The sequence below is a fragment of the Pseudomonas salmasensis genome (assembly GCF_014268375.2).
GTDB classification, from domain to species: Bacteria; Pseudomonadota; Gammaproteobacteria; order Pseudomonadales; family Pseudomonadaceae; genus Aquipseudomonas; species Aquipseudomonas salmasensis.
On the sequence record NZ_CP077083.1, the window covers coordinates 3,073,816 to 3,100,249 of the forward strand.

At 61.2% G+C, this 26,434-nt stretch carries 25 protein-coding genes; 4 read left to right on the forward strand and 21 right to left on the reverse strand.

Features of this window, described 5'->3' with window-relative positions; genetic code table 11:
• Positions 1-137: 137 nt before the first annotated feature.
• Positions 138-737: a YceI family protein gene (locus HU731_RS13750; protein WP_186607295.1), complete on the reverse strand. Its 600-nt coding sequence runs from the start codon at positions 735-737 to the stop codon at positions 138-140.
• 32 nt (positions 738-769) lie between these two features.
• Positions 770-1,321, reverse strand: coding sequence for a cytochrome b (locus HU731_RS13755; RefSeq protein WP_186607294.1), 552 nt, complete (start codon positions 1,319-1,321; stop codon positions 770-772).
• Positions 1,322-1,593: 272 nt separating this feature from the next.
• Here HU731_RS13755 and HU731_RS13760 point away from each other — a divergent pair, with 272 nt between their 5' ends.
• Positions 1,594-3,000 carry an adenosylmethionine--8-amino-7-oxononanoate transaminase gene (locus HU731_RS13760; RefSeq protein WP_186607293.1) on the forward strand — a complete coding sequence of 469 codons (1,407 nt, stop codon included), beginning with the start codon at positions 1,594-1,596 and terminating at the stop codon, positions 2,998-3,000.
• A gap of 134 nt (positions 3,001-3,134) precedes the next feature.
• On the forward strand, positions 3,135-3,854 hold the full coding sequence (locus HU731_RS13765; RefSeq protein WP_186607292.1) for a 16S rRNA (uracil(1498)-N(3))-methyltransferase: 720 nt from the start codon (positions 3,135-3,137) through the stop codon (positions 3,852-3,854).
• Positions 3,855-3,928: 74 nt separating this feature from the next.
• Here the strand turns inward: HU731_RS13765 and HU731_RS13770 are convergent, their stop codons facing one another.
• Positions 3,929-4,846, reverse strand: coding sequence for a transporter substrate-binding domain-containing protein (locus HU731_RS13770; RefSeq protein ID WP_186607291.1), 918 nt, complete (start codon positions 4,844-4,846; stop codon positions 3,929-3,931).
• Between the two features lie 99 nt (positions 4,847-4,945).
• Positions 4,946-6,187, reverse strand: coding sequence for a D-amino acid dehydrogenase (locus tag HU731_RS13775; RefSeq protein WP_186607290.1), 1,242 nt, complete (start codon positions 6,185-6,187; stop codon positions 4,946-4,948).
• Positions 6,188-6,293: 106 nt separating this feature from the next.
• On the opposite strand from HU731_RS13775, the gene HU731_RS13780 reads away from it, so the two are divergent.
• A complete protein-coding gene (locus tag HU731_RS13780) occupies positions 6,294-7,217 on the forward strand; it encodes a LysR family transcriptional regulator (protein ID WP_186607289.1) in 924 nt (307 codons plus the stop codon).
• On the opposite strand, the gene trhA is transcribed toward HU731_RS13780, so the two are convergent.
• On the reverse strand, positions 7,198-7,815 hold the full coding sequence (gene trhA, locus HU731_RS13785) for a PAQR family membrane homeostasis protein TrhA (protein WP_186607288.1): 618 nt from the start codon (positions 7,813-7,815) through the stop codon (positions 7,198-7,200). The genes HU731_RS13780 and trhA overlap by 20 nt on opposite strands.
• 145 nt (positions 7,816-7,960) lie before the next feature.
• On the opposite strand from trhA, the gene HU731_RS13790 reads away from it, so the two are divergent.
• Positions 7,961-8,875, forward strand: coding sequence for a LysR family transcriptional regulator (locus HU731_RS13790; protein ID WP_186607287.1), 915 nt, complete (start codon positions 7,961-7,963; stop codon positions 8,873-8,875).
• Between the two features lie 209 nt (positions 8,876-9,084).
• Here HU731_RS13790 and madM read toward each other — a convergent pair whose 3' ends face one another.
• The 16 genes from madM to HU731_RS13870 form a co-directional block, all read right to left on the reverse strand.
• Positions 9,085-9,849: a malonate transporter subunit MadM gene (gene madM / locus HU731_RS13795; protein ID WP_032897715.1), complete on the reverse strand. Its 765-nt coding sequence runs from the start codon at positions 9,847-9,849 to the stop codon at positions 9,085-9,087.
• A 5-nt stretch (positions 9,850-9,854) separates the two neighbouring features.
• Positions 9,855-10,247, reverse strand: a complete 393-nt coding sequence (gene madL, locus HU731_RS13800; RefSeq protein WP_032894763.1) for a malonate transporter subunit MadL — start codon at positions 10,245-10,247, stop codon at positions 9,855-9,857.
• Positions 10,248-10,314: 67 nt separating this feature from the next.
• Complete coding sequence (gene mdcH, locus HU731_RS13805; RefSeq protein ID WP_186607286.1) at positions 10,315-11,214, reverse strand: malonate decarboxylase subunit epsilon; 900 nt, start codon at positions 11,212-11,214, stop codon at positions 10,315-10,317.
• Positions 11,211-11,807, reverse strand: a complete 597-nt coding sequence (locus HU731_RS13810; protein WP_186607285.1) for a malonate decarboxylase holo-ACP synthase — start codon at positions 11,805-11,807, stop codon at positions 11,211-11,213. Before HU731_RS13810 ends, mdcH begins: the two co-directional genes overlap by 4 nt.
• The gene (mdcE, locus tag HU731_RS13815; RefSeq protein ID WP_186607284.1) at positions 11,801-12,571 is read right to left on the reverse strand and encodes a biotin-independent malonate decarboxylase subunit gamma; all 771 of its coding nucleotides are present in this window, start codon (positions 12,569-12,571) and stop codon (positions 11,801-11,803) included. The genes HU731_RS13810 and mdcE overlap by 7 nt, the downstream gene beginning before the upstream one ends.
• Positions 12,568-13,410, reverse strand: coding sequence for a biotin-independent malonate decarboxylase subunit beta (locus HU731_RS13820; protein WP_186607283.1), 843 nt, complete (start codon positions 13,408-13,410; stop codon positions 12,568-12,570). The genes mdcE and HU731_RS13820 overlap by 4 nt, the downstream gene beginning before the upstream one ends.
• Complete coding sequence (locus HU731_RS13825) at positions 13,403-13,702, reverse strand: malonate decarboxylase subunit delta (protein ID WP_014720312.1); 300 nt, start codon at positions 13,700-13,702, stop codon at positions 13,403-13,405. The genes HU731_RS13820 and HU731_RS13825 overlap by 8 nt, the downstream gene beginning before the upstream one ends.
• Positions 13,702-14,535, reverse strand: a complete 834-nt coding sequence (locus HU731_RS13830) for a triphosphoribosyl-dephospho-CoA synthase (protein WP_186607282.1) — start codon at positions 14,533-14,535, stop codon at positions 13,702-13,704. The genes HU731_RS13825 and HU731_RS13830 overlap by 1 nt, the downstream gene beginning before the upstream one ends.
• A complete protein-coding gene (mdcA, locus tag HU731_RS13835) occupies positions 14,536-16,206 on the reverse strand; it encodes a malonate decarboxylase subunit alpha (protein WP_186607281.1) in 1,671 nt (556 codons plus the stop codon).
• A gap of 83 nt (positions 16,207-16,289) precedes the next feature.
• Positions 16,290-17,018, reverse strand: a complete 729-nt coding sequence (locus tag HU731_RS13840; RefSeq protein ID WP_186607280.1) for a hypothetical protein — start codon at positions 17,016-17,018, stop codon at positions 16,290-16,292.
• A gap of 751 nt (positions 17,019-17,769) precedes the next feature.
• The gene (locus HU731_RS13845; RefSeq protein ID WP_186607279.1) at positions 17,770-18,009 is read right to left on the reverse strand and encodes a DUF6124 family protein; all 240 of its coding nucleotides are present in this window, start codon (positions 18,007-18,009) and stop codon (positions 17,770-17,772) included.
• A gap of 331 nt (positions 18,010-18,340) precedes the next feature.
• Positions 18,341-18,760, reverse strand: coding sequence for a hypothetical protein (locus tag HU731_RS13850; RefSeq protein ID WP_186607278.1), 420 nt, complete (start codon positions 18,758-18,760; stop codon positions 18,341-18,343).
• A complete protein-coding gene (locus HU731_RS13855) occupies positions 18,738-19,121 on the reverse strand; it encodes a polymorphic toxin type 44 domain-containing protein (protein WP_186607277.1) in 384 nt (127 codons plus the stop codon). The genes HU731_RS13850 and HU731_RS13855 overlap by 23 nt, the downstream gene beginning before the upstream one ends.
• A gap of 334 nt (positions 19,122-19,455) precedes the next feature.
• Positions 19,456-19,695, reverse strand: coding sequence for a DUF6124 family protein (locus tag HU731_RS13860; protein ID WP_186607276.1), 240 nt, complete (start codon positions 19,693-19,695; stop codon positions 19,456-19,458).
• 449 nt (positions 19,696-20,144) lie between these two features.
• The gene (locus tag HU731_RS13865; RefSeq protein ID WP_003195048.1) at positions 20,145-20,600 is read right to left on the reverse strand and encodes a chemotaxis protein CheW; all 456 of its coding nucleotides are present in this window, start codon (positions 20,598-20,600) and stop codon (positions 20,145-20,147) included.
• Positions 20,593-26,409 (reverse strand): Hpt domain-containing protein, encoded by a 5,817-nt coding sequence (locus HU731_RS13870; protein WP_186607275.1) that lies wholly within the window; start codon positions 26,407-26,409, stop codon positions 20,593-20,595. The genes HU731_RS13865 and HU731_RS13870 overlap by 8 nt, the downstream gene beginning before the upstream one ends.
• Between the last annotated feature and the right edge of the window lie 25 nt (positions 26,410-26,434).

Below are 26,434 nucleotides of genomic sequence, written 5' to 3' on the forward strand. Positions count from 1 at the left end.
TATCGCGAGATACGGGTTTTTTTTGGCCTGTAGGAGCGAGCTTGCTCGCGAAGGTCGTCAACGATAACGCGTGCATCCTGGTTTAACGCGGTGTCCTTGCGGCCTTCGCGAGCAAGCTCGCTCCTACATACGAAGCATTACTTCGCTTTCACACCTTCAAAGGTGATGTACAGCTCAACAGCGTCGGACTGTGGGCCTACGTCCATGCCAGCCGGGAAGAATTCTTTGCGGCTGATCGAGGTAGTGCCTTCAAAGCCGGCACGGTAGCCGCCCCATGGGTCCTTGCCTTCGCCCAGGAACGTGGCCTTGACCACGACAGGCTTGGTCACGCCGTGGAAGGTCAGGTCGCCAGTTACATCGGCAGTCTGCTTGCCATCAGCGTTCTTGCCGGTTGGCTTGACGCTGGTGGAAACGAACTTGGCATCAGGGAATTTGCCCGCATCCAGGAAGTCCTTGCTGGTGACGTGCTTGTCGCGCTCGGCGTGGTTGGAGAACACGCTGGCGGTGCGAACATTCACTTCCACCTTGGCGTCTTCGGGCTTGGCGGCGTCAAAGCTGAACTTGCCGTCCAGGTCCTTGAAGGTACCGGTGATGAAGCTGTAGCCCAGGTGGCTGATCTTGAAATCGACGAAGGCGTGCTGGCCTTCCTTGTCGATCACGTAGTCAGCGGCCATCGCCGAACCTGCGGACAGCAGGGCAGAACCGATTGCCAGCGCAGCGAGTGTTTTTTTCAACATGCTTTCTATTCCTTGTGAGTCGAGGTTGAACATCAGGCTTTGCGTCCCAGCATTCGCGTAAGGGTCGCATCACGATCGATAAAATGGTGTTTCAGTGCCGCCACGCCGTGCAAGCCGGCGAAGACCACCAACACCCAGGCCAGGTACAGGTGCACCCAACCTGCGGTATCTGCCTGGTCCGGTAGACCGGAAACCACGGCAGGAATTTCAAACAGGCCAAACACCGGGATACCGACACCGTCTGCGGTGGAAATCAGGTAACCGGCAATCATCACGGCAAACAGCCCAACATAAAGGAACGCGTGCCCAAATGCGGCACCGATCCGTGTCATGCGGCTATAGCTGGCCAGCGGTGGCGGCGGCGGGCTGAGCAGGCGCCAGACGATCCGCAACAACATGATGGCGAACAGCGTGATGCCAATGCTCTTGTGCAAGTCGGGCGCATCTTTGCGCCAGGCGCTGTAGTAGTCGAGGCCGACCATCCACAAGCCCAAGGCAAACAAACCGAACACCACCAGGGCAACGCCCCAGTGCAGAACCATGCTGACCCAACCATAGCGGGCCGGCGAATTGCGTAGCTGCATGTACTTAATCCCGTAAGAACTGTGCCCAAGACTAGCGCTTTACCTATCGAATTAAAGCGGAAAATTTTGCTTTGAAATATCGAGAAATACGATAAAGAGGCTATGCATCATAAATTAACAAGGGATTAAGACTATTCCCAAGAAACGTGACAGTCCGTCCTGCATTTACCGCCAATTTCCCCACAATGGCTTGTGAGCCACGCCACCATTGCATAGGCTTGCGCGATTGTTTCGCCTGCGCCCGCCGCAGGACCGCTTCGAGGAGATCACCGATGGGCTTGAACAACCAGTGGATGCAACGCGACCTCGCGGTGCTGTGGCATCCCTGCACCCAGATGAAAGACCACCAGCAATTGCCGCTGGTGCCCATCAAGCGCGGGGAAGGCGTATGGCTGGAAGACTTCGAAGGCAAGCGTTACCTCGACGCCGTCAGTTCCTGGTGGGTCAACGTATTCGGCCATGCCAACCCGCGTATCAATCAGCGCATCAAGGACCAGGTCGACCAGCTGGAACACGTGATCCTCGCCGGCTTCAGCCATCAACCGGTGATCGAGCTGTCCGAGCGCCTGGTCGCGATGACGCCCGAAGGGCTGACCCGCTGCTTCTACGCCGACAACGGTTCGTCCTGCATCGAAGTGGCGCTGAAGATGAGCTTTCACTACTGGCTCAACCGCGGCCAGCCGAACAAAAAGCGCTTCGTCACCCTCACCAACAGCTACCACGGCGAAACCATCGCCGCGATGTCAGTGGGCGACGTACCGCTGTTTACCGAGACCTACAAGGCGCTGCTGCTCGACACGATCAAAGTGCCGAGCCCGGACTGCTACCTGCGCCCCGAAGGCATGAGCTGGGAAGAACACTCGCGCACTATGTTCCAGGCCATGGAACAGACCCTGGCCGAGCACCACGACACCGTCGCTGCCGTGATCGTCGAGCCGCTGATTCAGGGCGCCGGTGGCATGCGCATGTACCATCCGGTGTACCTCAAGCTGCTGCGCGAAGCCTGCGACCGCTATGGCGTGCACTTGATCCACGATGAAATCGCCGTAGGCTTTGGCCGCACCGGCAGCATGTTCGCCTGTGAGCAGGCCGGCATCCGCCCGGACTTCCTGTGCCTGTCCAAGGCCCTCACTGGCGGTTACTTGCCGCTGGCCGCAGTGGTCACCACCGAAGAGGTCTATAGCGCGTTCTACGATGACTACCCCACACTGCGTGCCTTCCTGCACTCCCACAGTTACACCGGCAACCCGCTGGCCTGTGCGGCGGCGTTGGCGACGCTGGATATCTTTGAAGAAGACAACGTCATCGAGAACAACAAGGCCCTGGCCCAGCGCATGGCCACCGCCACCGCGCATTTGGTGGACCACCCTCACGTATCCGAAGTGCGCCAGACCGGCATGGTGCTGGCCATCGAGATGGTGCAGGACAAAGCCACCAAGGCTGCCTACCCGTGGCAAGAGCGCCGTGGCCTCAAGGTCTTCGAGCATGCGTTGGAACGTGGTGCGCTGTTGCGGCCGTTGGGCAGCGTGGTGTATTTCCTGCCGCCGTACGTGATTACGCCAGAGCAGATCGACTTTCTGGCCGAGGTGGCCAGCGAAGGCATCGATATCGCCACCAACAGCAAGGTCAGTGTGGCCGTGCCGAAAGATTTTCACCCAGGCTTCCGTGATCCGGGTTGATTGCCGAAATCCTTGTAGGAGCGAGCTTGCTCGCGAAGGCATTCCAGGCGCACCGCTGCGTCGAATGTACGTTTTTCGCGAGCAAGAACTAGGCGTCCCCCTCGCTCCTACATAACCCTCTGCAGAGAACAGACATGAGACTGTCCCGCTTTTTCACCGACACCCCGCTGAGTCTCGGTGACCACGAACTGCCCGAAGCCCAGGCGCATTACATCAGCCGTGTGTTGCGCATGACTGAAGGCGATGCCGTGCAATTGTTCGACGGCTCTGGCCAGGAGTTTCGTGGCACCTTGCTGGAAGTCGGTAAAAAACGCGTCACCGTGCAACTCACGGAAAGCGTTGCCGGCCAGGCCGAGTCGCCCCTGCACATTCACCTCGGCCAGGGCCTGTCCCGGGGCGAGCGCATGGATTGGGCGATCCAGAAAGCCACTGAACTGGGCGTCAACGCGATCACACCGATCTTCAGCGACCGCTGCGAAGTGCGCCTCAAGGACGAACGCGCCGACAAGCGCTTGCTGCACTGGCGCCAGGTGGCAATCAGCGCGTGCGAGCAGTGTGGGCGTTCGACGGTGCCGGTGATTCACCCACCGCTCTTGCTGGCAGACTGGCTCAAGCAAACCGAGGCGGATTTGAAGCTGGTGCTGCACCCGGTGGCAGAACCGATGATCAGCCACGCCAAGCCTTCCAGCCTCGCGTTTTTGATCGGCCCCGAAGGTGGGCTGACCGACAATGAAGTCCAAACGGCCCAGAGTGCAGGCTTCCACGCCGCCCGCCTCGGCCCGCGGGTGTTGCGTACCGAAACAGCGCCTGTCGTCGCACTATCCGTCGCCCAACAACTCTGGGGCGACTTCTAACCTCACTCGGTAACCCCAATCAACTGCGGGAGCTGGCTTGCCTGCTCCCACCGTTTTATCGGGTTGCCCCAGGCTTACTCCACTGGGTCACTCACCGGCTTGGCGATAATCGCCTTCAACTCGCTGGTCATCGGGAACTCCAGATTCAAGCCCTTGGGCGGAATCGGCTGCTCGAACCAGCGCTGGTAAATCCCGTTGATCTCCCCCGAGCGGTACAGCTCGCCCAGGGTTTCGTTGACCACCGCGAGAAACTGCGGGTCATCCTTGCGCACCATGCAACTGTAGATCTCCCGCGACTGCTCCTTGCCCACCACCACCCAACGATGCGGATCCCTGGCCTTGGCGCGCTCGCCGTAGAGCAACGCGTCATCCATATAGAACGCTACCGCCCGGCCGGTTTCGAGCATCTTGAACGCTTCGCCATGATCCCTGGCGCTGATCACGAACATATTGCTCTGATGCTCGGCGTTGTAGCGTTTGAGAAACCGCTCGTTGGTAGTGCCGGCGGTAGTCACTACGTGCTTGCCCTTGAGGTCGGAAAAGCCATTGATGCCACTGTCCTTGGCCGTCAATAACTGCCCCGTCACATAGATAAACCCATAGGAAAACGCAACCTGCTTCTGTCGCTCGGCAGTCACCCCGGTGGAGCCACACTCCAGGTCGACGGTGCCGTTCTGCACCAATGGAATACGAGTCTGGGACGTCACCAGGCGATACTTCACCCGCAACTTCGGCAGGCCGGTTTTTTCCCGAAGTCGCTCGATGATCCTGTGCGTGAGGTCCACCGAATAGCCCATTGGTCTGCCGCTCTGATCGCCGATATACGAGAACGGCACAGAGGCATCGCGATAGCCGACAGAAATTTGTTGGGTGGTGGTGATTTTTTTCAAGGTTGCGCTGAAGTCGTCCGCCAGCGCCAGATGCCCTCCCAGCGCCAGCGAAACGAAAGCACATGCCTTGAAAACGCGACGGGTAACCACTTTTTCTGGCATCAGGCGGTACCACTGGCCACGGGCCGGGCTGCCGTTCGAGCCGGTGTCACGCCTATCCAGACATCATTATTCATCGTTGTACACTCCGCTAATTAGCGATCAGGCCGCCCTGGGAAGAAATACATGGGCGTCGATCGAAGTGGGCCGTTCGGCAATCATTTCAGCCAACAACTGGCCACTGGCACACGCAAGCGTGAAACCGAGGGCGCCGTGCCCGAGGTTGAGCCACAGATTGCGATAAGAGCTGGCGCCAATCAGTGGCAGGCCCGTGGGCGTCGATGGCCGCATACCTGCCCATTCAACCGCAGCGTCGTAATTTCCGGCCATCGGAAATGTCTGGCGGGCCAAGCGTTTTACGACCGCCAGACGCTTAGGCTCTAGTGAGCTGTTGAAGCCCACCATATCGACCATCGCGGCGACACGCAGCTGCTCGCCGATTCGGGCATAAACAGTCCTGCGATCGTAGTCCGTCACACTGATCTTCGGCGCACAATGATGTTCGCCGATGGGCACACTGAGGCTGTAGCCCTTGAGGGGATAAAGCGGTAAACGCATCCCCGGCAACCCCAGGCTCGAACTGTTATGGCCTGCCGCCAGCACGAGGTTCTCTACGGGGAGGACTTCATCTTCAAGCTCCACCGCCACGACCGTACCAAATGCCTCATGAATACGTTGCACCTTGCGTCCGTACACAATGCGGCAACGACCCGACGCCTCCAATTCACCGCCCAGCAGTTGGCAGAACGCATGGCAATCGGCAACCTCTTCGGTGGGGTTGTAAATACCCCCGATAAAGGTGCCCTCCATCAGCGAAGGCTCAAGCTTGCGGCAGTCTTCGGCCGACAGCACCTGTTGCTGGAGGGGGTCTGTCAGTTTGCGCCGCGCCTCTGCGAAACTGTCTTCGGAGCGGAAGGTCAGTAGTTTTCCATTGCGTTTCCAGTTGAATCCCTCCAGATGGTCCTCTACCCGCCAACGGTTCAACACGTCCTGGCTCATCGACGCCAAGCGAAGCAAATGCGCGGAGTTGGTGCGGTTGACAGAGGTGCGGCATGCCCCAAGGAAGGACGCGAGCCAGCGCCATTGCGATAGGTCCAGCCGGGGTCTGAGTTTCAGGGGCGACTCCGAGCGTAGCAGCAGACTGAGTGCCTGCAGTGGCACGCCGGCATCGGCAAGGGGTGTGACATAGCGATAGGACAGTTGGCCACCGTTCGCGAAGCTGCTGGCATTACCCAACTTTTTTTGCGCTTCGACCAGGGTGACTTCCATGCCTGCCCGCACACATGCATAAGCACTCGCCAAGCCAATGACGCCGCCGCCGATGATACATACTCGCCTTGCCATATTGACACCTCACATGGATTGAAACGAATTCCAGAGTAGGTTCCAGTGACAAAAGTTGAACAATGAATAAAGGTAAGCGACCCATAAGTTGAGGTTATGAACCTTCATGCGCTTGCGACATATAGAAATCTTCCAGGCCATCCGGCAGACGGGCTCCGTCAGCGCCGCCGCGCAGTTGCTTCATGTCTCACAACCGGCGGTAACCAAAGTATTGCAACACGCCGAATTGCAATTGGGCTTTCCTTTGTTTCTGAGAATACGCGGCAAATTGCAGCCCACCCCGGAAGCCCTGGCCCTTGAGAGTGAAGTAGAGAAAGTGACCAAGAGCCTGCAGGGGGTGCAGCGCTTGGCCAAGAGCTTGCGCCATACGCCTGAGCAAAGTGTGCGCATTGGGGCGATCCCCGCGCTGGCGCAGTCACTGCTGCCTCCCTCCATTCTGGAGTGGAAGCGCAGCTACCCGGACATCGCCTGCGAGCTGTCCAGCGACCATAGCCGCGAGCTCGTGCAGCAGTTGCTGATGCGTGAAATCGACCTGGCGTTGACCCTCAATTTCTCCGGCCACCCGGGCCTGACCACCCAGGTTCTGGCGAACGGAGCGCTGGTGGCGTTGGCCTCAAAAGGCTACTGGCCTGAGTCTGAATCACACAAGGCACTGCCGTTGGCCGACCTGGCAAGCGCGTCGCTGATCGGCCTTTCCAGCGCCGATCCGTTGGCGGCAAAGCTCGACAACTACCTGGTAAACGTCAGCCCACCGCCACAAATAAGCATTTCCGTACAAACCTATTCCCTGGCCAGGGCGATGGTCGAATCGGGCGCGGGCATAACGGTCATCGACCCCTTCACCGCCCTCAGTGCCTCCACGGCGACAGTGTGTATTCGTACGCTCACGCCCCCCCTGCCGATTACCCTCTACGCCTTGACCCGCGCCCACGAACCGCCACCGCATATGTTGGCCGACCTGCTGCAGATTTTCGGCACCCGGGCGCGGGAGTTGCTGGACCTCCCGCAGGTCAGAGCACGTAATGCATGATCGCCACGAAATGCAGCAGGCTGCCGCCGATCACAAACAAATGCCAGATGCCATGGGAATGGCGCAAGCGATCTTCGAGGGCAAAAAAGATAATCCCTACGGTGTACAGCACCCCACCCGACGCCAACCAGATAAACCCGGCCGTGCCCAGCGCCGCCATCAGCGGCTTGACCGCTACCAGTACGATCCAGCCCATCACGGCGTAGATCACGATGGACAGAATCCGCGCCTCCGAGCGCGGCTTGATCTCCTGCAGGATGCCGATCACCGCCAGCCCCCACACAATCGCGAACAACGTCCAGCCCCACGGCCCGCGCAGGGTCACCAGGCAGAACGGCGTGTAGCTGCCGGCAATCAACAGATAGATGGAAAAGTGATCGACCTTCTGCATGATCGCTTTTTGCCGGCCCCGTACGCTGTGGTACACCGTTGATGCGCTGTACAGCACCATCAGGGTAAAGCCATAAATCGCCACGCTGACGATCTTCCAGGGGCTGCCGTCCAGGCTCGCCACCACCAACATCCACACGGCGCCAATACAGGCCGCGACTGCACCGAGCAAATGGCTCCAGGCGTTGAATCGTTCCCCGTGGTACATCTGTCACTGACCTCCCGTAACCCTCAAGAACAGGCGCACTAGCGTCCAGCCTTGCGCATCAGAGTGCAAGCGGCACGTGACGTTCCGGCGACGACAGCCGCGTTTACGGGCACAATCGAGTGCAATCGAACAAGAGCCCAAGGCCATGCTGATCGACGAAGAATTCACCCTCAAGAAACTGGAGATCTTCCTGGCGTTCATGCGCACCGGCAACCTGGCCCGCGCCGCCACCGAGCTGCAAACCAGCAATGTCAGCGTGCACCGCGCCATCCACTCCCTGGAAAATGCCCTGCGCTGCCCGCTGTTCAAACACGAGGGGCGCAACCTTACCCCGTTGGAAAGCGCCTACGTGCTCGAAGAGCGTGCGCAGAAACTGGTGGCGGATGTGGTCGACAGCGTGCGCCTGACCCGCGAAGCCGCCGGGTTCTCGGCCGAACGCTTCAAGCTCGGCTCGCTGTATTCACTGACGGTCAAAACCGTGCCGCAATTGATCATGGGCCTGAAAATCCGACGCAGCGAACTCAATATCGACCTGATCCTGGGCTCCAACTTCGACCTGCTCTACAAGCTCAAGAACATGGAAGTGGACGCGATACTCATCTCCCTCGACGAACACGCCCACGACCCCGACTGTGAGCAGATCGCGTTGTTCAGCGATGACATCTTCCTCGCTACTCCGGCCGATTCGCCTTTGGACCGTCATCAAGAAATCGACCTGGCCGACGTGCGCGATGCCACCTTCATCACCCTCACCCAGGGCTTCGCCACGCATCAGGACGGCAACCGGGTGTTCCATCAGGCAGGGTTCGAACCGAAGGTGGCGATGCAGGTGAACGATATCTTCACCTTGCTGAGCATGGTCAGTTCAGGGGTGGGTTATGCGCTGCTGCCAGGGCGGATCGCGGCGGTGTATGAGAACCGCGTGAAGCTGATACCGCTGCAGCCCAGGTATCGGTTGCAGCAGCAGATCGGTGTGGTGTTTTTGAAAGCCAAGGAGCGCGATCCGAACTTGCTGGCGTTGTTGGCGGAGTGTCGGATGTATGCCAATCGCCAGGTTTGAGGCCGCCATCGCAGGCAAGCCAGCTCCCCCACTTTGATTTGTGAATGCGGTCAGAATGTGGGAGGGGGCTTGCTCCCGAAAGCGGTGGATCAGTCACATTAATGTTTGCTGGGCTAACGTCTTCGCGAGCAAGCCCGCTCCCACATTGGATCTTCGTTGCTTTGAGCAGTGCGCTCGCTTAGCTGATCAGCATTAGGGCAAGCCCTCAGTCAGCCCACCAACCCACGCATCAGCAAAAACAACAACGACGGCCCCAGCAAGCACCCCAGCGCCGTATAGAACGCCGCCGTCAAACACCCATAAGGCACCAGCTTCGGATCAGTCGCCGCCAGGCCGCCGGCCACACCGCTGGAGGTGCCCATCAAGCCACCGAAGATCACCGCGCTGCGTGGGTTGTTCAGCCCGATCAGCGGTGCCACGAACGGCGTCATCACCATCACCAGAATGGCCTTGATCAACCCCGCGGCAATGGACAGCGCCATCACCTCGGAGCTGGCCCCAATCGCCGCGCCGGTCACCGGGCCGACGATATAGGTCACGGCCCCGGCGCCGATGGTGGTGAGGCTCACCGCATCGGTATACCCGAACGCCATCGCCACCCCTACCCCGGCAACGAACGACGAGCCCACACCGACAAATAGCGCCAACACACCCACGAAGCCCGCGCGTTTGAGCTCATCGACACTCACGCCAAACGCCGTGGCGACGATGGCAAAGTCCCGCAACATCGCACCACCGAGCAGGCCGATGCCCGACAACAGTGGAATGTCCACCACACCCTTGGAACCACCGGTAAACGCACCGCCCACATACGACAGCGCCAACCCCAGCAGAATGGCAATGGCCGAACCATGCAGGCGGCCCTTGGTGAAGGTATCGGAGATCCAATAAGACACCCACATGGTCAGGCCGATCACGGCAAAACCACTGATCAAGCCGTAGCCGGTGATCACTTTCATCATCGATTCGTACATGGCGATCACCCGGCTTCTTTGGTGGGAACAGGAGCAACCGGCTCGCGGTTACCGATACGCACCAGCACGGGCACCAGGGCAAAGCCGAGCACCACGGCGAGGGTTCCGGCCAGAATCGCCATCGGCCCACCGCTGATGGCGCCATACACGTTTTGCTGGGCCGCCATCGCCACCACAATCGGGATATACACCGCCGCCCAGAAACTCACGCCTTGCTCTGACTTGCCGGTAAACAGGCCGCGTTTGCTCAGGTAGCTGCCCAGGCCGATCAACAGCAGCATGGCGATACCCACCCCGCCGACGTTGGCCGGGATACCCAGCAGTTTGCCCAGCAGTTCACCCACAAACAGCCCTGCCAACGTGCAGAACGCCAAAAAAGCCACACCGTAGATAATCATGGTTGTTGTCCTCAAAGTGCTCGTTCGAAATTGTTGTTTTTGTGCTTCGAAAGCCTTGGGTACTGCGTTATCGGTGGCGGCGTTCCTCCTCTTGCAGCAGAGCCTGCAAGGTGTCCAGGCGGGCGCCTTCGCAGGCGATCACCGTGCCTTGTTCAAAAACACGGCGTGATAGACCGGTGAGCACCGCGCCCGGAGGCAGTTCGATTTGCAGGCGCACACCGCGCTCGTAGGCGCTTTGCACCGTGCCGCGCCAATCGACGACGCGGCACATATTGAAGGCCAGGTCGTCACGCAGTTGTTCGGGGGTGTGGATAGGCCGCGCGCGGGTGCTGCTCAGGTAAGTGATGCGCGGCGCCTTGAGTGGGACGAAGGCTTGGAACAGTGCCTGGGCGGGTTGCTCCAGCAACGGGCAATGCGACGGCACGCTGACGGCCAGGCGCTTGGCGACGCCGTTGCCTTTGATGCGCTCGGCCACCCGCTTCATCCCCTCGTTGCTGCCGGCGATGACGGTCTGGTTATCGGCATTGATATTGGCCAGGTACACCGGCGTCTGCGCGCTGTGGATATCCGCCAGCAACGCTTCGACGCTGGACAGATCAGGGCCGATCAGCGCGGTCATGCCATAGCCCTGTGGATAAGCCTGCTGCATCAGTTCGCCACGCAGGCTGACCAGTTTTATCGCCTCAGCAAAGCCCAGGGAGCCGGCGATCACCGCAGCCGGGTAGGCGCCGATGGACAGGCCCGCCACGTAATCCGGCGTGCACGCCAATTGCCGCGCATGGGCCACGCCGGCGATCAACAGGCACAGCTGCACAGCCCGCGTCGACTCAAGCGCCTGCGCCGAATCGAGCTGACGAACGTCTTCACCCAGGGCATCACTGGCCTCTTGCAGAATGTCGGCCGGCAACGCCTGGAGCATGCCGCTGCGTTGGGCGCCCTGCCCCGGGAACACCAGAAGGCTGCTCATGCCACGGCCTGCCAAGGGTCGAGCACAAGGTGCGCACCGCTGACGGTCTTGAGCAGTACACGGCGTGACGGGCCGGCCCATTCGCGCAAGGCGACGGCGCCGAACGGGGTTTGCAGTTGCAGGTCGACGGCGCAGGGCGCGGTGTCCAGGATCGCCAACAACGCTTGCGCCTCGCTACGCTCCAGGGGCTTGGGCGTGCACAGAATCAAATCCAGGTCACTGTTGGCATGCAGCGCTTCGATGCCACTGGCCAATTCAAACCCGGCGCTGCCGCTGATGCCCCAGTCTTGCTGCGCCAGCATCGGCCGCAGGTGATCGAGGGCCCGCAGCGCGGGTAAATCCCGTGGTGAGAGCACCTCTCGCAAAGCTTGCGGCGCCACCCGCCGTTGCACTGCCGCAATGGGCAACTGGGCGGCAAAACGCTGCTCACGCAAACGCCCACGCACCCCGACCGCCACGTGGCCCGGCTCGGCGATGGCGCGCCGCACCACCACCGGATGCCCGGCACGGATCGCCTCCCGCGCCCAGGCCGGGGCATCGGCAGGCAGGTGCGCCAGGGTCATGCCCCAGAGCAAGTCGTGGGCGTTCACCATTGCTCCCGCAACAGTTGGCGCACGTGGCTGGAGGCGGCCCGGTTGCTCGCGCCGAGGCGTGAACTCAAGTCGGTACTGCCGATATCCTTGACCGCCTGCATCAGGCAATCGCGAACCCGCGCCACGTCATCTGCCGTGGGTTGTTCAATCTGGGTGGCTGTCAGCGTCTCCCACAGCAAACCCAGGCTGGCATAGCTGTCGATGTCATAGGCCATCGGCGGCACGCTGGCGGCCAGGGCTTCCAGCTCTTCGACGCTGCGCAAGGTCACCCGGGCGGCCGAGGCTTTGCCCATGGCATGCACCATCACGCCAGGGTCGCGCAGGGCGATCAGGCGATTGGCCTGATAGCCGTGGGCGAGGAACGCGCCGGACATGGCCTTGCCCACCAGCAGGGCGATCACCGGGTGGCCGGCGAGCCGAGCGCGAGCGTAGCTGTCAGCAGCGGCGGCCAGGGCCTGATGAATGCCCAGGGCTTCTTCGCGACGACCATAGGCTTGGCTGGGTACGTCGACAATAGCGATGATGGGCCGCTTGTCACCCCGGGCGATGGCTTCGTCCACCGCCTTGGCCAAGCCCCAGCCTTCCAGCAGGCCGACTTCTCCAGTGCGGGCGCGGGGGAAGCGGTTGTGCGGGTCGGGAACCACGGCGATATAGCGCACCGCCTGTTCACCCAATACTCCGTCCGCCACTTTCAATGAGCCCGGCAACCCTTCGACGGGCGTTGCGTTGGCGCTCAGCGCGTTGAACCACTGCAAACCTCTCATGAGCGTTCTCCCTGATACAGAGCGCGAACAGTCGCCGGCTCGATTTGCGCGCTCGCGTCCAGTTCGGCCAGGCGCGCCAGGTAGAAATCAGCGCGCCGGCTGCGGGGTTGTGCGGGCACACCTTGCTGCAACAGTGCGCTGACGGTCTGCTGGATCTGCGCCACATCGTCCGCCACATAACGGTCGGCCAAGCCGCTGTTGAAGCGTTGCTCACCACCGGTAAGGCTCCAGATAAAAGGCCGGTCGCGGGAGTCGTATTCCTCCAGGCCCGCCTCCTGTTCGATCACTTGCGGGCCATTCAAACCCAGGCGTGCTTCGCGAGTGACAACCAGGTAACTGCACAACCCGGCCGCGATGGACATGCCCCCAAAGCAACCGACACTGCCGGCCACCACGCCGATCACCGGCTGATACTGGCGCAGGTCGACAATCGCCGCGTGAATGTCGGCAATGGCGGCCAAGCCGAGGTTGGCTTCCTGCAAACGTACGCCGCCCGTTTCCAGCAGCAGCACGGCGCAGGTGGGGATGCCGTTGCGGTTGTCTTCGGCGGCCAGCTCCAGGGCGCCCGCGATTTTCGCGCCGCCGACTTCGCCCAGGCTGCCGCCCTGAAAGTTGCCTTCGATCGCGGCAACCACCACAGGCTTGGCGCCGATGCTGCCCTTGGCGATCACCACACCGTCGTCGGCCTGGGGCACCACGCCTTGGCGGCTGAGCCACGGCGACATGACCCGCTGGAACGGGTCGATCAACTCGCGGAAGGTGCCCGCATCCAACAGCGCCTTGGCGCGCTGCCGGGCACCGAGTTCGACAAAGCTGTGTTTGGCGAGTAAGTCAGTCATGGCCGATCTCCTCGAAACCTTGCTCCAGACGCAAGCGCACTACGCCGGGCGTGGCACCGAAGTCGTGGATATCAATATTCAACGCAGGCGGCGTCTGCTCCTGAAAAATGCGTTCGAACAGATGCTGCCAGCGTTGCTGCGCGCCATTGACTGAAGTTTGCACCTGGATGGTCAAGGTGCCGGGCGTGCCCGGTTCCAGCAGCACTTCCAGGTCGCCCGAGCCGACGCAACCCACCAGCGCACGGCCTTTGGGGGGCTGCCCGGCGGGAAATTCAAAGGACAAGGTTTCCATCACAACGCTCCGTCGAGGCGGTCGATAAACAGGCAGGCGGCCAACAGGTCGGCGGCGCCACCGGGGGAGGCATTCAAGGCCAGCAGTTGCAGGTCCAGCTCATGCAATTGGCGGCGCCCCGCGAGGGTTGCGCTGCCACCGGCGTCGAGCACGGCCTGGGCGCCCTGTTGCATGGCGGCCAAGCCTTGGGTACCGGCGCGGTAGAGCACGCAGGTGTCTGCCAGGTCGGTCATGATCGCCAGCAAGGCATCCAGGCGAGCGTTCTGTTCACCGGCGTTTGCGCGGCGGCTCTTGTGCAGTTGCGGCAGGCCGCGTTGGGTCACCGAGGGGAAGCCAAGCTGCGCCTCTTCACGGGCACCGCGTGCGCCGTAGCGTTGGGCGACCTGGGCGCCATGGCTCATGGGCTGCGGTGCGTAGCGGTCGTTGAGCAGGGCCAGTTTGGCGGCGGTCAGGGTGACGGCACGGGGTTCCAAGGCCGCCGCAGCGGTGAGCAACCCCAGCGCCCAGATCGCACCGCGATGGGTGTTCACGCCCTGGGTGGTGGCGAGCATGGCCTGTTCGCCTTCACGGCCAATACGCCCGAGCGCTTCGCGCAACGGCAGGCCGACTTCGCCGATGTCGAGCGCAGCCTCGGCCATTTCCTTGAACATCGGCCACAGCGACAGCGCCGAAGCGTGCATCAGCCCCAGGTGCAAATCGCTGTGAGCGCCGTTGCCGCGCCGGTCTACCAACGCGGGTTTAGGCGACAAATCCGCTTCATCGATCAGCGCATCGACGGCCCTATCCGCGAGGCGATCGGCGAGGCTGAGTTCATGCAGTTTGAGCGCGCGCATTTACCAGCTCCTGAATTTGGCGGGCGGGTTGTACAGGCCGCCGGACCAGTCCACCAAGTCGGCCACGCTTTTGGCAGCCAACAACTCGCGGGTGGCGTCGGTGCGGCGAATACCCAAGTCTTCGGGCAAGGCAATCAAGCCTTCGCGACGCATGCGCGCAGTGTCTTTGGGGTTGTGGCGCAGGCCGATGGCGGTCACCCCGGCGACGGCGGCGATCATTGCCTGGCGCTCTTCCAGGGAGCGCGCCTTGTACAGGTAGGCAATGCCTTCTTCGGTGAGCAAGTGGGTGACGTCGTCGCCGTAGATCATGATCGGCGCCAGGGGCATGCCGCTTTTGCGCGCCACTTCCACCGCGTCCAGGGTGTCGACGAAGGTCGGTTTGCCGCCCTCCTGGAAGGTTTCGACCATCTGCACTACGAGTTTTTTGCCGCGTTCAAGCAAGGCCTCAGGCGCGTCGTCGTGGCGCATATCCAACCAGGCCGGCGTGCCATGGCGGCGGCCGCGTGGGTCGTGGCCCATGTTCGGCGCGCCACCAAAACCGGCGAGGCGGCCACGGGTCACGGTGCTGGAATGCCCGTCGCCATCGACTTGCAGGGTGGCGCCGATAAACAGGTCCACGGCGTATTGGCCGGCGAGTTGGCAGAACATGCGGTTGGAGCGCATCGAGCCATCGCGGCCAGTGAAGAACACATCCGGGCGTGCGGCGATGTAGTTTTCCATGCCCAGTTCGGTGCCGAAGCAATGCACACTTTGCACCCAGCCGCTTTCGATCGCCGGGATCAATGTGGGATGCGGGTTGAGGGTCCAGTTGCGGCAGATCTTGCCTTTCAGACCCAGGGATTCGCCGTAGGTGGGCAGGATCAATTCGATGGCGGCGGTGTTGAAGCCGATGCCATGGTTGAGCGATTGCACATTGTGTTTTTCGTAGATGCCACGGATCGCCATCATCGCCATCAGCACATGCACCGGCTTGATATGGCGTGGGTCGCGGGTGAACAGCGGTTCGATGTAGAACGGCTTGTCGGCCACCACCACGAAATCCACCCAGCTTGCGGGTATGTCGACACGGGGCAAATCGGTGACGTCATCCACCAACTGGTTGACCTGCACAATGACGATGCCATCGCTGAAGGCCGCAGGCTCGATCAACGCCGGGGTGTCTTCGGTGCTGGCGCCGGTGTAGATGTTGCCGGCGCGGTCGGCCATGAAACCGGCGGAGAGCACCACGTTGGGGATCAGGTCCACTACCAGCCGTGCGTAGAGTTCGATGTAGGTGTGGATCGCGCCGATTTCCAGCAGGCCGTCTTCCAGCAACTGGCTGATGCGCAGGGACTGGGTGCCGGCGAAAGAGAAATCCAGCTTGCGGGCGATGCCCTTTTCAAACAGGTCCAGGTGCTCGGAACGGCCCACGCTGGGCATGATCATGTGCAAATCGTGGAGCTTGGCCGGGTCGGCCTTGGCCAGGGAACGCGAGAGAAAGTCGGCCTGCTTCTGGTTGTTGCCCTCCAGCACCACGCGGTCGCCGGGGAGGATCAAGGCTTCAAGGGCCTCGACGATCGTGTCACTGGGCAACACCGCCCCGTCTGCGTATTTTTTGACCAGCCCGAGCCGCCGCTGCTTCTCGTCGCGCCGCCGCGTCCAGCGCGAGTCGGGGGTGATGGTTGTTGTCATGGTCGCTCCACGGGGTTTGCTGTCGTGGGCTGTACCTTAGGAGCGAATGTGGAGAGGCATCAATCAAGCTGGGTGCTGGATCGTTACGGCTGGAGTAACGGTGCAGCGCCACGCCTGCGGTAATACAGCGATGTGCTCACTATCGAGCAAGCCACCAGACTATTTAACGTCAGTATCCAACCCGGTGCCTTGGACCATACCGAGGCAAGCGTCCCTACATAGAGCACCAAGAGCACAACAAGTATGAGAAATAGACCCAGTCCGACCGACTCTCCCCATTTAGCGAATTTGTTACGGCACTCAAGCAGCACAATGCTCAAAAAGGTGAACAAGAAGGTGATAAGCATGATTCCGAGCGCATGATCAGTTGCCACTATGCGGCCAGAGAGCTTCGAAATAAGGAAAAGAAAAATCATGGACAGAGAGGACAGCCATAACCAAACAAAGGCGTAATCAAGAATGTTGAACAACGCCCGTTTGAACTTCAACGCCTCGACCGCGTTCGGCTTTGTCCCGAGTGCAACAGCCAGCAGACCAGACCCCAGCCCTCCAAGGGTCATGATGATGAAGTTGTTTAAAACGTTAATCGTGTCTTCGGGAACACCGATCAACTGGATAAGCAGTAGGATAATCACTGCACCTACAATGGAAATCATGGCCCCCCATAGCGCACCACGCCCCTCAGCCAATGACCTGACTGCGGACGCTGTTGCGGTCACTGTCAGGACCCATAAGATCAAAGCGCCGGTAACCATGTTGTAGAGAAATGAAAAACTGTTGCCTACTGCGCCAAGAAATTCCATCACGCCCACATCACTCCATCCCTAAAACTGAATCCTCCTTATCGGCCGTAGCACATAAAGCTTGATGTGGGAGCTGGCTTGCCTGCGATGGCGGACTGTCAGTCAACATCTCAGTAGCTGACCTACCGCCATCGCAGCATAGGTATCTACACAATTTTGGTGCGACGCTGAACCTGTGGCGAGGGAGCTTGCTCCCGTGACGGCCTGACAGCCGGCGCTGATCTATCTGACGCACCGCAATCCAACTGTGGGAGCGGGCTTGCTCGCGAAGGCGGCCTGACAGGCGACACAGTTGGACCGTGTACATATCCATTCCTGCGGTAACGGCGACTTAGGGTTCCGCTCTGACAGCGGGTCACTTTTGGAAAAGAGCCCCAAAAGTAACCAAAAGGGCTCTTGCCCCACCACTCGGCACCTCGCTTGGGCTCGGTGTGCCCGTAATCCGTCAGTGATTTGGGGGGCCGCCGCCACGCGCCATCCATGGCGCGGGGCGGCTAAACCGGCATCCCTGCCGGTTTACCCCCCAAATCCCTGTCGAATTCCGGCCAGCGTGGTTTAACGGGGCGCTTAAGATCAAGATCACAAGCAGATCAAGAGCAAGATCAAGAGCGGCTCGCTTCGCATCGTGGTTAGCGTTGAGCGCTAAAAAGTTGTGTAGATACCTTGGCCATCGCAGGCAAGCCAGCTCCCACATGGGTCGGTGGTGTTGGTTAGATAGCGGTCCCAAAGAGGGAATGATCAGTCCCTTTTTGGGACCGTTTCAAGTTGCTGGCGACGGGCTGACTTGCTCCAGCGCTCTATCAACCAGCAACTGCCCCAACTCTGCCATTTGCTGAATTCCCAGCATGATGGCGCGCTGGGAAGTGTCCAAGTCGAAGGCCAGGCTGCAGGTGAGCGCATTGAGCGAGGACAGGGTTTCGCTGGCGTTGACCAGTAGGGTTTCGGTGTCTTGGTGGGGGTTTACGGTGAAGAGCGGTGGATTGGGCGTAGGTTTGACCATGATTTACAGCTCCGATATGTGATGGAGGCTGCCCTCTCTCCGCTTGCACGCGAATGAAGGTGGCAGCTGTACGCAGGTGTGCAAGACCGGGCATATCGGACCCCGGCAGACTCCGAAGAATCTCCCACGCACAGCCGCCATAACGAGTACAGCAGGCATAAAAAACGCCCGTTGAATGGCTATGGGCGTTGGTGCGCCGACATGTAACCGGACTTGCACGTCCGTGTCACCGTTTTTTGCGATGACGGGACGAAGACTAGGCGCGATGATCAATCACAACAAGTTCATGCACAGCCCGACATCTTGCAGGAAAAATCTGAGCGCTAGCTCATCACAACACCATCATCACCCTGACCTTCCCCAGGCCCTCCAGCGCATAACTGTGGTACTCATACACTTCTCCCTGAATAACCAGATGCAGGGCACCACCCTCATTATTGACTTGAACATCCGGCTCTTTTGTTTTGAGAAAAGGAGGTGCAGACACTAATGCGCTGAGTATTTCCTGATCACTTCCTAAATCCTTATGCACGTAGTACCTGTAGGAAAACCCCACCGTCGCGCCACCTTGGCCATCTCGCGCACCATAGATCGACATACCGTTGCCCAGGGAGTGCTTCAACACCACTTCATCCAGGTCCGGTGTTCCGGGCGACAGGACCCAACTGCCGCCGATATAGAGTAGGCAGATCACAAGCAGGCAATTACGCAGCACAGGTATGAGGCGTTTAATGGCCTTGCGAAATGGCATATTCGATACCTCTTCTTATCCAATATTGGTCCCGTGGGTCGTCACCAAAAGGCTCACCGCCCCACCATGATCCAAAATCCGGACGAGTCGTTCTGGCGACGGTTTGAGCCACACCGGCGGCTCGCAGCAACACATTTTCGGGAATGCCCAGCACCGTGCCTGTGGCACCGTAATTGAAGTTACCAAAAGCTTCGTACTGACGCCCCTGCTTCTTGTAGTTCCAAGGGCCGGCCGCACGTACTTGGGAGTAAAACCAGGAATAGGCAAATGCCGAGCCGGGCTTGAGATGAATGCGTTTGGATTGGGATATCGCCATGTTTTCAAGAATTGAAACACCGGGCGGCATTAACGGTACGGCCATTTGCGAGTCCTTGCTGGCAGTGAGGAGTGCAGAAACTAGCCACTCCACTGCGGCCTGAAAACCCACCTATTCCAAATTCAGAACTCGCCTACAGCAACTCCATCCTATTCCGACATATCACCGATTATTTGCAAGCTCTGCGTGGATGGATTGAGACATGAAGATGAGCGCAGCTTAGCGTGGGAGCTGGCTTGCCTGCGATAGCGGTAGGTCAGCTACTGAGATGTTGACTGACAGGCCGCCATCGCAGGCAAGCCAGCTCCCACATGGGTCGGTGGTGTTGGTTAGATAGCGGTCCCAAAGAGGGAATGATCAGTCCCTTTTTGGGACCGTTTCAAGTTGCTGGCGACGGGCTGACTTGCTCCAGTGCTCTATCGATCAGCAACTGACCCAGCTCGGCCATTTGCTGAATCCCCAGCATGATGGCGCGCTGGGAAGTGTCCAGGTCGAAGGCCAGGTTGCAGGTGAGCGCATTGAGCGAGGACAGGGTTTCGCTGGCATTGACCAGCAGGGTTTCGGTGTTTTGGTGGGGGTTTACGGTGAAGAGGGGTGGATTGGGCGTAGGTTTGATCATGATGAAACTCCTAAACAGTTAGTAAGGAGCGCCACCGTTCGCTTGCACGCGAATGAGGGTGGCGACCGTGCGCAGGTGTGCAAGACCGGGCCTGTTTAGGACACCCAGCAGGTCCGAAGACCTCCTGCGCGCAGCCGCCATAAAGCAGCGAGCACAAAAAACGCCCGTTGTTTGGCTGGGCGTTTGTACGCCTAAACAGTTTCGTCGGACTTGCACGTCCGTGTCACCGTTTTTTGCGATGACGGGACGAAGACTAGGCGCCCTGACCGGTCACGACAAGTTCATGCACGGCCCAAAAACTTGCAGGAAAAATCCTAAGACCGCCCGCAGTCTTTAATGTGGGAGCTGGCTTGCCTGCGATGGCGGTGGGTCAGTGTTTAATGCAGTGACTGAAACACCGCTTTCGCAGGCAAGCCAGCTCCCACAGTAGATCTTCATAGGGCTCAGGATCAGGCCAGGCCGGACTCTACCAGCAGCGCTTCAAGCCCCATCAAGTCCGGAACCTTCGCCACCTGCTCGCCTACCTGCACCGCCGCCAATTCCAGCGGGCACAAGGGCACATCCACGTAGCTCAATTCGCTATCAAGCTTGTACGAACGCGGAATACCCTGGATCACCAGCGCGATGAACTTCAACGTCGGTCGCCCACCCAGTGCATTCAACACCACGATGCGTGAGCGTTCGCCCGTCATGCTGGCTTCGCCGCAGGCTGCTTCAAAGCTGATCAGCGGAATCTGCCGATCACGCCACGTAACCTGCCGCAAGTACCACGGCGGCGCGTCGCTGGCCGGTTCGCCGCGCTGGAAGTCGATCAGTTCGGCGACGGCGACGTTGGGCAGCACCAGGTGGCGGTCGGCCAGGGGCAATAGCAGGCCGGTGAGTTGGCTGGTGCGGTGCTCAAGCATGGGACTTGCTCCAGTAGGCGATGCTTTCCAGCAGTACCGACTCTTGATACGGCTTGCCGAGGTAGTCGTTGACGCCAATGGCCATGGCGCGGTCGCGGTGTTTTTGGCCGGTGCGTGAGGTGATCATGATGATCGGCAAGCGCATCAGGCGTGGGTCGTTGCGTATCTGGATGGCCACTTCGAAGCCGTCCATGCGCGGCATTTCGATGTCGAGCAGCATCAGGTCCGGGGTGTGTTCTTCCAGGATGGCGAGGGCATCGATCCCGTCCTTGGCGGTGAGCACGTTCATGCCGTTGCGCTCCAGCAGGCGGCTGGTGACTTTGCGCACGGTGACCGAGTCGTCCACCACCAGCACCAGCAGCGGGCGTTTTTTCAGCGGGTCGTTGAGGATCAGCGGCGCATCCACCGCCTGGGCCGGCAAGGCCGGTTGCCGGGCGCGGATGTGCGCCAACAGGTCGATGATCAGCACCACATGGCCGTCGCCCAGGATGGTCGCGCCGGTCACGCCCTGCACCCCGGAGAACTGTGGCCCCAGGCCCTTGACCACAATCTCGCGGGTACCGGCCATGGCATCCACATGCACCGCCACGCGGCGTTCATTGCAGTGCACCAGTAGCACCGGCACCGGCTGGTACTGGCCCAGCAGTTTCGGGCGGCTGGCGGTATGCAGCAGGTCGCCTAAGTAGAACAACTCGTAGCGCTGGCCGCCATATTCATAGTGCGGGGGGTCTTGCTGGTAATGCCCGGCCAATTCGTGGGGCAGCACGCGCACCAGGCCTTCGATGGTGTTGAGGGGGATCGCGTATTGGTCGTCCGCGCAGTGCACCATCAGCGCACGATTGACCGACACGGTAAACGGCAGGCGAATGCGAAAATGCACGCCCATGCCCGGCGTCGAGTCGATCACCATGGAGCCGCCGAGCTGGCGCACTTCTTCATGCACCACGTCCATGCCCACGCCGCGTCCGGAAATCTGGGTGATTTTTTCGGCGGTGGAAAAGCCCGGCTGCAGGATGAACTGCAACACGTCACGGTCGCTCATCTCTTGATGGGGCGCGAGCAAGCCGCGCTTGATTGCCTTGCGCCGCACCGCTTCAAGGGGCACACCCGCGCCGTCGTCGCGCATGTCGAAGACGATGTCGCCGCCTTCGTGGGCCAGGTCCAGGGTGATGCGGCCCTTCTCCGGCTTACCCGCCGCCAGCCGCACTTCGCGGGACTCCAGGCCGTGGTCGACGGCGTTGCGCAGCATATGCTCCAAGGGTGCCGCCATGCGCTCCAGCACATTGCGGTCCATCTCGCCTTCGGCATTGCCGACGATGAACTCCACGTCCTTGCCCAACTCGCCCGCCACTTGCCGCACGATGCGCTTGAGGCGTGGCAACATGCGCTCGAAAGGCACCATGCGCGTGCGCATCAGGCCTTCCTGCAATTCGGTGTTGATGCGTGCCTGTTGCTGCAGCAGGTTGTGGGCATCCTGGTTGCGGCGCTCAAGGGTGTCCTTGAGGTCGAGCAGGTCGGAGGCGGATTCGGACAGCGCACGGGCCAACTGTTGCAGCTGCGAGTGGCGGTCCATTTCCAGCGGGTCGAACTCTTCGTAGCCCAGGCGTTCGGCCTCGGCCTGCTGGCGGCTCAAGAGGCGGCCCTGGGTTTCGCTGTCGAGCCGGCGCAGTTGGTCGCGCATGCGCTCGATGGTGGTTTCCATCTCACTCAAGGCAATGCGCGCATCCTTGACTTGCTGCTCGATACGGCCACGGAAGATCGAGGTCTCGCCGGCCAGGTTGACCAGGTCATCGAGCAAGTCGGCTGAAATTTTCACCATGTCGGCAGCCGGATCGGCGACCGCTTCGGCCTTGCCAACCGGCAGCGCCACGGGTGTAACCGGCTCATCACTGGGGTGCACCAGGCTCTTGATGCGCTCGATCAGTTTATCCACCGAGCCCACCGGCAAGCCCTCGGCCACGGCGTCGATCATCTGCGCCAGGCGGTCATGGCAACCTTGCAGCAGTGCGAACAATTCAGGGGTCGGCGCGAGCAAACCGGCGGACAGCCCTTCGTAAAGAAATTCCAGCTCATGGGCCAAATCGCCAATGGGCCCGATCTCGACCATGCGTGCGCCACCCTTGAGGGTGTGCAGGTCCCGCAGCAGGGTTTCCACTTCTTGGCGATTGCCCGGCTCGGCCTGCCAGCGCACTAACGCGCTGCCTGAGCTGTCGAGGATATCGGCGGCTTCTTCGAGGAAGATATCCAGCAATTCCGGGTCGGCACCCGAGGCGGGCGCCACCGCAGCCGGCGCTGCCGGGCTGCTGGCCTGGCGCAACTCCCGTAGCCTTTCGACCAGCTCGGCGCCGTCACTCAAGGGTTGCTGCTGTTGCAGTTCGTCCAACTGTTGGGCCAAGCGTTCGTGGCTGGCCATCAGTGCCTGGGACAGCTCCACCGAATAGCTGTAGCGGCGGTCCACCAGCCCCTCATAAACGCATTCGAGCTCATGGGCCAAGTCGCCCACCGGGTCGATTTCGGCCATGCGTGCGCCGCCCTTGAGGGTGTGCAGGTCCCGCTGCAACGAGGACAAGGGCGCGGCGTTTTCGGGTTCCAGCAACCAGCGCTTGAGCGACTGGCCGGCGCTGTCGAGGATGTCTACGGCCTCTTCAAGAAAGATCTCGACAATTTCGTCGTCCATCGCCGTTGTGTGATCCAGCTGCGCAGTGGCCGCGCCCAACTCGGCGATACTCAGGGCGCGGCTGCCGTCGCTTTTGATCAGGCCCGTGGCGGACGGGTCCAGTGCTTCATCGAGCAACTCGCGCAACGCCTGCAGCCGTGCGGGCGCGGGGCTGATTTCCTGGCCGGCGGCCAACTGGTCGAGCATGTTGATCAGCGCGTCGTGGGCCTGTTCGGCCTCCTGGAAGAACCGGGCGCTGACCGCCAGGCTGCTTTCCTCTACCGCGCCATACAGGTCGAGCAAGGCTTCGCACAACGCGTCGATAGGGTGCAGGTCGGCAAGGTGCGCACCCTCGCCCAGGGTGGTCAGCTCGTCCAGCAACGCCGTGAGTTCCTGACGGTCGCCGGGATGTTGCTGCCAGCGACGCAGCAGGCTTTCGGCGTCGAGCAGGATGTCCATGCCCTGGGCCAGGAAATTGGTGATCAAATGCGGGTCACGCTTGACGCGCAGGCCGGTGGTGGGCGCGTCGAGCAAGGCGGCGAGTTGATGCTCCAGCAGGCGTTGGGTGCGGCTGATCAGGTCGGCCGCGCCGTTGATTGGCGCCAGGGGGTTGTGGTCCAGGCCACCCAGCCCGTGCTGGAACAGCGCTTGTGCTTCAAGCAGCAACGCCACTTCGTCCGTGTCCAGTGGCAAGCGGTGGGCCTTGTACTCACGGGTGAGGTGATCCAGCGGGCGCGCCAGTTCGGCGATGGGCAATACGCCGGCCATGTAGGCGCTGCCCTTGAGGGTGTGCAAGGCGCGTTGCAGTTCATCGCTGACCTGCAGCGGCACCTGCTCGGCGGCCTGTTGCAGGAAGTGCTCGAGGCTGTCCAGATGGCCTTGGGCTTCGTTGCGGAAGATCTCCAGCAGCAGCGGGTCATGGGGCTCGGTGGCCGACGTGGCGGTGCCACTGGCCAGGGCATGGGCACGGGCGGCCAGGGCATCGACCTCATCGCGCTGGCGTTGGTCGTCAGTGGCAAAATCGGCGATCAGCTCCGGCAGCAGGGCCACGGCCTCATCCAACACCTGCTGCACCTCAGGGCCGAGGACTACGCTGCGTTCCAGCACGCGATTAAGCAGGTTCTCCACGGCCCAGGCCAGCTCGGCCAACACCAGGGCGCGCACCATGCGGCCGCTGCCCTTGAGCGTATGGAAGGCCCGGCGCATTTCGCCCTGGGCGGTTTTGTCCGTGCTGTCGGGCAGGTAGCGATGCAGCACGTCGAGGACTTCATCGGTTTCTTCCAGGAAGACTTCGCGCAGCTCATCGTCAATCGGTTCTTCACCGGCCGGCGGCGGCAACAGGCTGCCGGGACGCTGCAAGGCCGGAGGGTTGAGACGTGAGGTTGGGCTCGCCAGCGCATCGAATTGGGACTGGCTGGGTGCGGCCTCGGACAGTGCCCCCTCGGGCGCGGCCAGGGCCTGGCGCCAGGGTTTTTCCGCCGGCAGGTAGCCCAGTGCATTCAAGCCCTGGGTGGCCAGTTCCAGCACTTTTTCGCCCGCCGCGTCAGGGTCTTGAAGCATGCGTTCGAGATAATACTCCAGGCTGCTGACCACCTCGGCGAAATGCCCCAGTTGCGCCGCCGAAGGCGCGGCGTCATTGACCATCAACTGCTCATCGACGTAGTCGGTGCAACCGCGCATCAAACTCGCCGCACGCGGCAGAGGAATCATCGCCAGGGCACCACGCACCTGGCTCAACAGCTCGGGCAAGGACTCCAGGCGCTGACGGTCCCAGTCGGCCTCGATGCAGTCGATCACCAGCTCCTTGGCTTGGCGTAGGCACTGGCACGACTCGCGAATCACCAGCTGATGGATCTGGGTCAGGTCGGTGGTGGGCAAACGGCTGTCTTCACGGCTTTGCGGTTCGACGGTGCCGATCATCCCGGCCAGCGTCGCTTCGACATAGAGCAACGCGCCGGCCACATCCATCAACACCGCGTCATTAGGTTCGCGCTGCCCCTGGACCAGGCTCAACACCACCGCGAGTTGGTCGATGATCACTTTGCGCGGCTGGCCGAAACCCAGCACCGCGAGGGTATCGGCGATCTGGCGCAGCGGCGCCAGCAAGGGGTCGAGGTCCTGGGTGTGCTGGCGGTCACTGCGCACGAACAGATCCAGGCGTTCCTTGACCCGCACCAGTTCCTCACACAACGCCCCAAGTACCGAGCCCATGGCATTGCGATCCGGCCCGGCCAGCCGTGCACGTTCAGCATCGACCACGGCGCTGTCGGGCAAGGCTTCGTCCAAGCCGTAGCGTTCCTTCAGGCTCTGCATGCGCGGCGTCGGCCGGGTGACTTTGGCGACGTAGAACAACAGGCTCTTGAGCAACTCGTCCGGCGCTGGCTGGTTGATGCCGTTGATGCCTTGAACCAGCAAGCGCTTGAGTTGTTTATCGCTGGCCTTGAGCAGGCTGCGCAGCGCCGGGCTGTTGGCGACCACGCCGGTGAGCATGCCTTCGACCAGCGCCGAGGTGACCTGCCACAACGGCAGCAGCGGCGCACCTTGGCACAACGCTTCAAGGCGTGCGAACACCCGCGCCATGTCTTCCAGGTTGCTGGGGCCGTGGTCTTCACGTAGCAACCCGGCAAGGGCTTGTTGCAGCAGGTGGCGCCATTGGCGCAACTGTTCATGCAGATCCGCCGTCGCCCGTTGGGTCAGGGCTTGCTCAGGCAACGGCTCGATCGACAGCAGTTGCGGGCTGAACAGGCTGGTTTCCGATAGCAGGCTTTCACCACGGGCGCTGCGCAAGTCGTTGAGCAGCGGCAGCACCACCAGCGGCAAGTCGCGGCGGGCACTGTGCACGCGGTCGAGGTACAGCGGCAATTGGCCGAAGGCTTGTTGCAGCAGGCGGATACTTTCATCGCGTTGGCCGACGTGCCCGGCCTGCAGCGCCAGCGCCAGTTCTTCGATCTCTTCGGCCAACAGTGCCGCGCCGTAGAACTCGACCATTTGCAGCGCGCCATGCACTTGGTGAATACCGGCCAGGCATTCGTTGAGGGCGTCGTCGTCATGGGTTTCAACGTACGCGTCCAGGGCCGACCGGGCCTGTTTCAGGGTTTCGGCAATATCGCCCTTGACCCATTCGAGGGCCACGTAGTCGTGCCGATCAACCATAACTGCTCCGCTTAGAATTCATGAG

Bases quoted from the DNA above. Each gene is read 5' to 3' on its own strand.
- HU731_RS13750 (WP_186607295.1), bottom strand. From the start codon at position 737: ATGTTGAAAAAAACACTCGCTGCGCTGGCAATCGGTTCTGCCCTGCTG.
- HU731_RS13755 (WP_186607294.1), bottom strand. From the start codon at position 1,321: ATGCAGCTACGCAATTCGCCGGCCCGCTATGGTTGGGTCAGCATGGTT.
- HU731_RS13760 (WP_186607293.1), top strand. From the start codon at position 1,594: ATGGGCTTGAACAACCAGTGGATGCAACGCGACCTCGCGGTGCTGTGG.
- HU731_RS13765 (WP_186607292.1), top strand. From the start codon at position 3,135: ATGAGACTGTCCCGCTTTTTCACCGACACCCCGCTGAGTCTCGGTGAC.
- HU731_RS13770 (WP_186607291.1), bottom strand. From the start codon at position 4,846: ATGCCAGAAAAAGTGGTTACCCGTCGCGTTTTCAAGGCATGTGCTTTC.
- HU731_RS13775 (WP_186607290.1), bottom strand. From the start codon at position 6,187: ATGGCAAGGCGAGTATGTATCATCGGCGGCGGCGTCATTGGCTTGGCG.
- HU731_RS13780 (WP_186607289.1), top strand. From the start codon at position 6,294: ATGCGCTTGCGACATATAGAAATCTTCCAGGCCATCCGGCAGACGGGC.
- trhA (WP_186607288.1), bottom strand. From the start codon at position 7,815: ATGTACCACGGGGAACGATTCAACGCCTGGAGCCATTTGCTCGGTGCA.
- HU731_RS13790 (WP_186607287.1), top strand. From the start codon at position 7,961: ATGCTGATCGACGAAGAATTCACCCTCAAGAAACTGGAGATCTTCCTG.
- madM (WP_032897715.1), bottom strand. From the start codon at position 9,849: ATGTACGAATCGATGATGAAAGTGATCACCGGCTACGGCTTGATCAGT.
- madL (WP_032894763.1), bottom strand. From the start codon at position 10,247: ATGATTATCTACGGTGTGGCTTTTTTGGCGTTCTGCACGTTGGCAGGG.
- mdcH (WP_186607286.1), bottom strand. From the start codon at position 11,214: ATGAGCAGCCTTCTGGTGTTCCCGGGGCAGGGCGCCCAACGCAGCGGC.
- HU731_RS13810 (WP_186607285.1), bottom strand. From the start codon at position 11,807: ATGGTGAACGCCCACGACTTGCTCTGGGGCATGACCCTGGCGCACCTG.
- mdcE (WP_186607284.1), bottom strand. From the start codon at position 12,571: ATGAGAGGTTTGCAGTGGTTCAACGCGCTGAGCGCCAACGCAACGCCC.
- HU731_RS13820 (WP_186607283.1), bottom strand. From the start codon at position 13,410: ATGACTGACTTACTCGCCAAACACAGCTTTGTCGAACTCGGTGCCCGG.
- HU731_RS13825 (WP_014720312.1), bottom strand. From the start codon at position 13,702: ATGGAAACCTTGTCCTTTGAATTTCCCGCCGGGCAGCCCCCCAAAGGC.
- HU731_RS13830 (WP_186607282.1), bottom strand. From the start codon at position 14,535: ATGCGCGCGCTCAAACTGCATGAACTCAGCCTCGCCGATCGCCTCGCG.
- mdcA (WP_186607281.1), bottom strand. From the start codon at position 16,206: ATGACAACAACCATCACCCCCGACTCGCGCTGGACGCGGCGGCGCGAC.
- HU731_RS13845 (WP_186607279.1), bottom strand. From the start codon at position 18,009: ATGGTCAAACCTACGCCCAATCCACCGCTCTTCACCGTAAACCCCCAC.
- HU731_RS13850 (WP_186607278.1), bottom strand. From the start codon at position 18,760: ATGCCATTTCGCAAGGCCATTAAACGCCTCATACCTGTGCTGCGTAAT.
- HU731_RS13855 (WP_186607277.1), bottom strand. From the start codon at position 19,121: ATGGCCGTACCGTTAATGCCGCCCGGTGTTTCAATTCTTGAAAACATG.
- HU731_RS13860 (WP_186607276.1), bottom strand. From the start codon at position 19,695: ATGATCAAACCTACGCCCAATCCACCCCTCTTCACCGTAAACCCCCAC.
- HU731_RS13865 (WP_003195048.1), bottom strand. From the start codon at position 20,600: ATGCTTGAGCACCGCACCAGCCAACTCACCGGCCTGCTATTGCCCCTG.
- HU731_RS13870 (WP_186607275.1), bottom strand. From the start codon at position 26,409: ATGGTTGATCGGCACGACTACGTGGCCCTCGAATGGGTCAAGGGCGAT.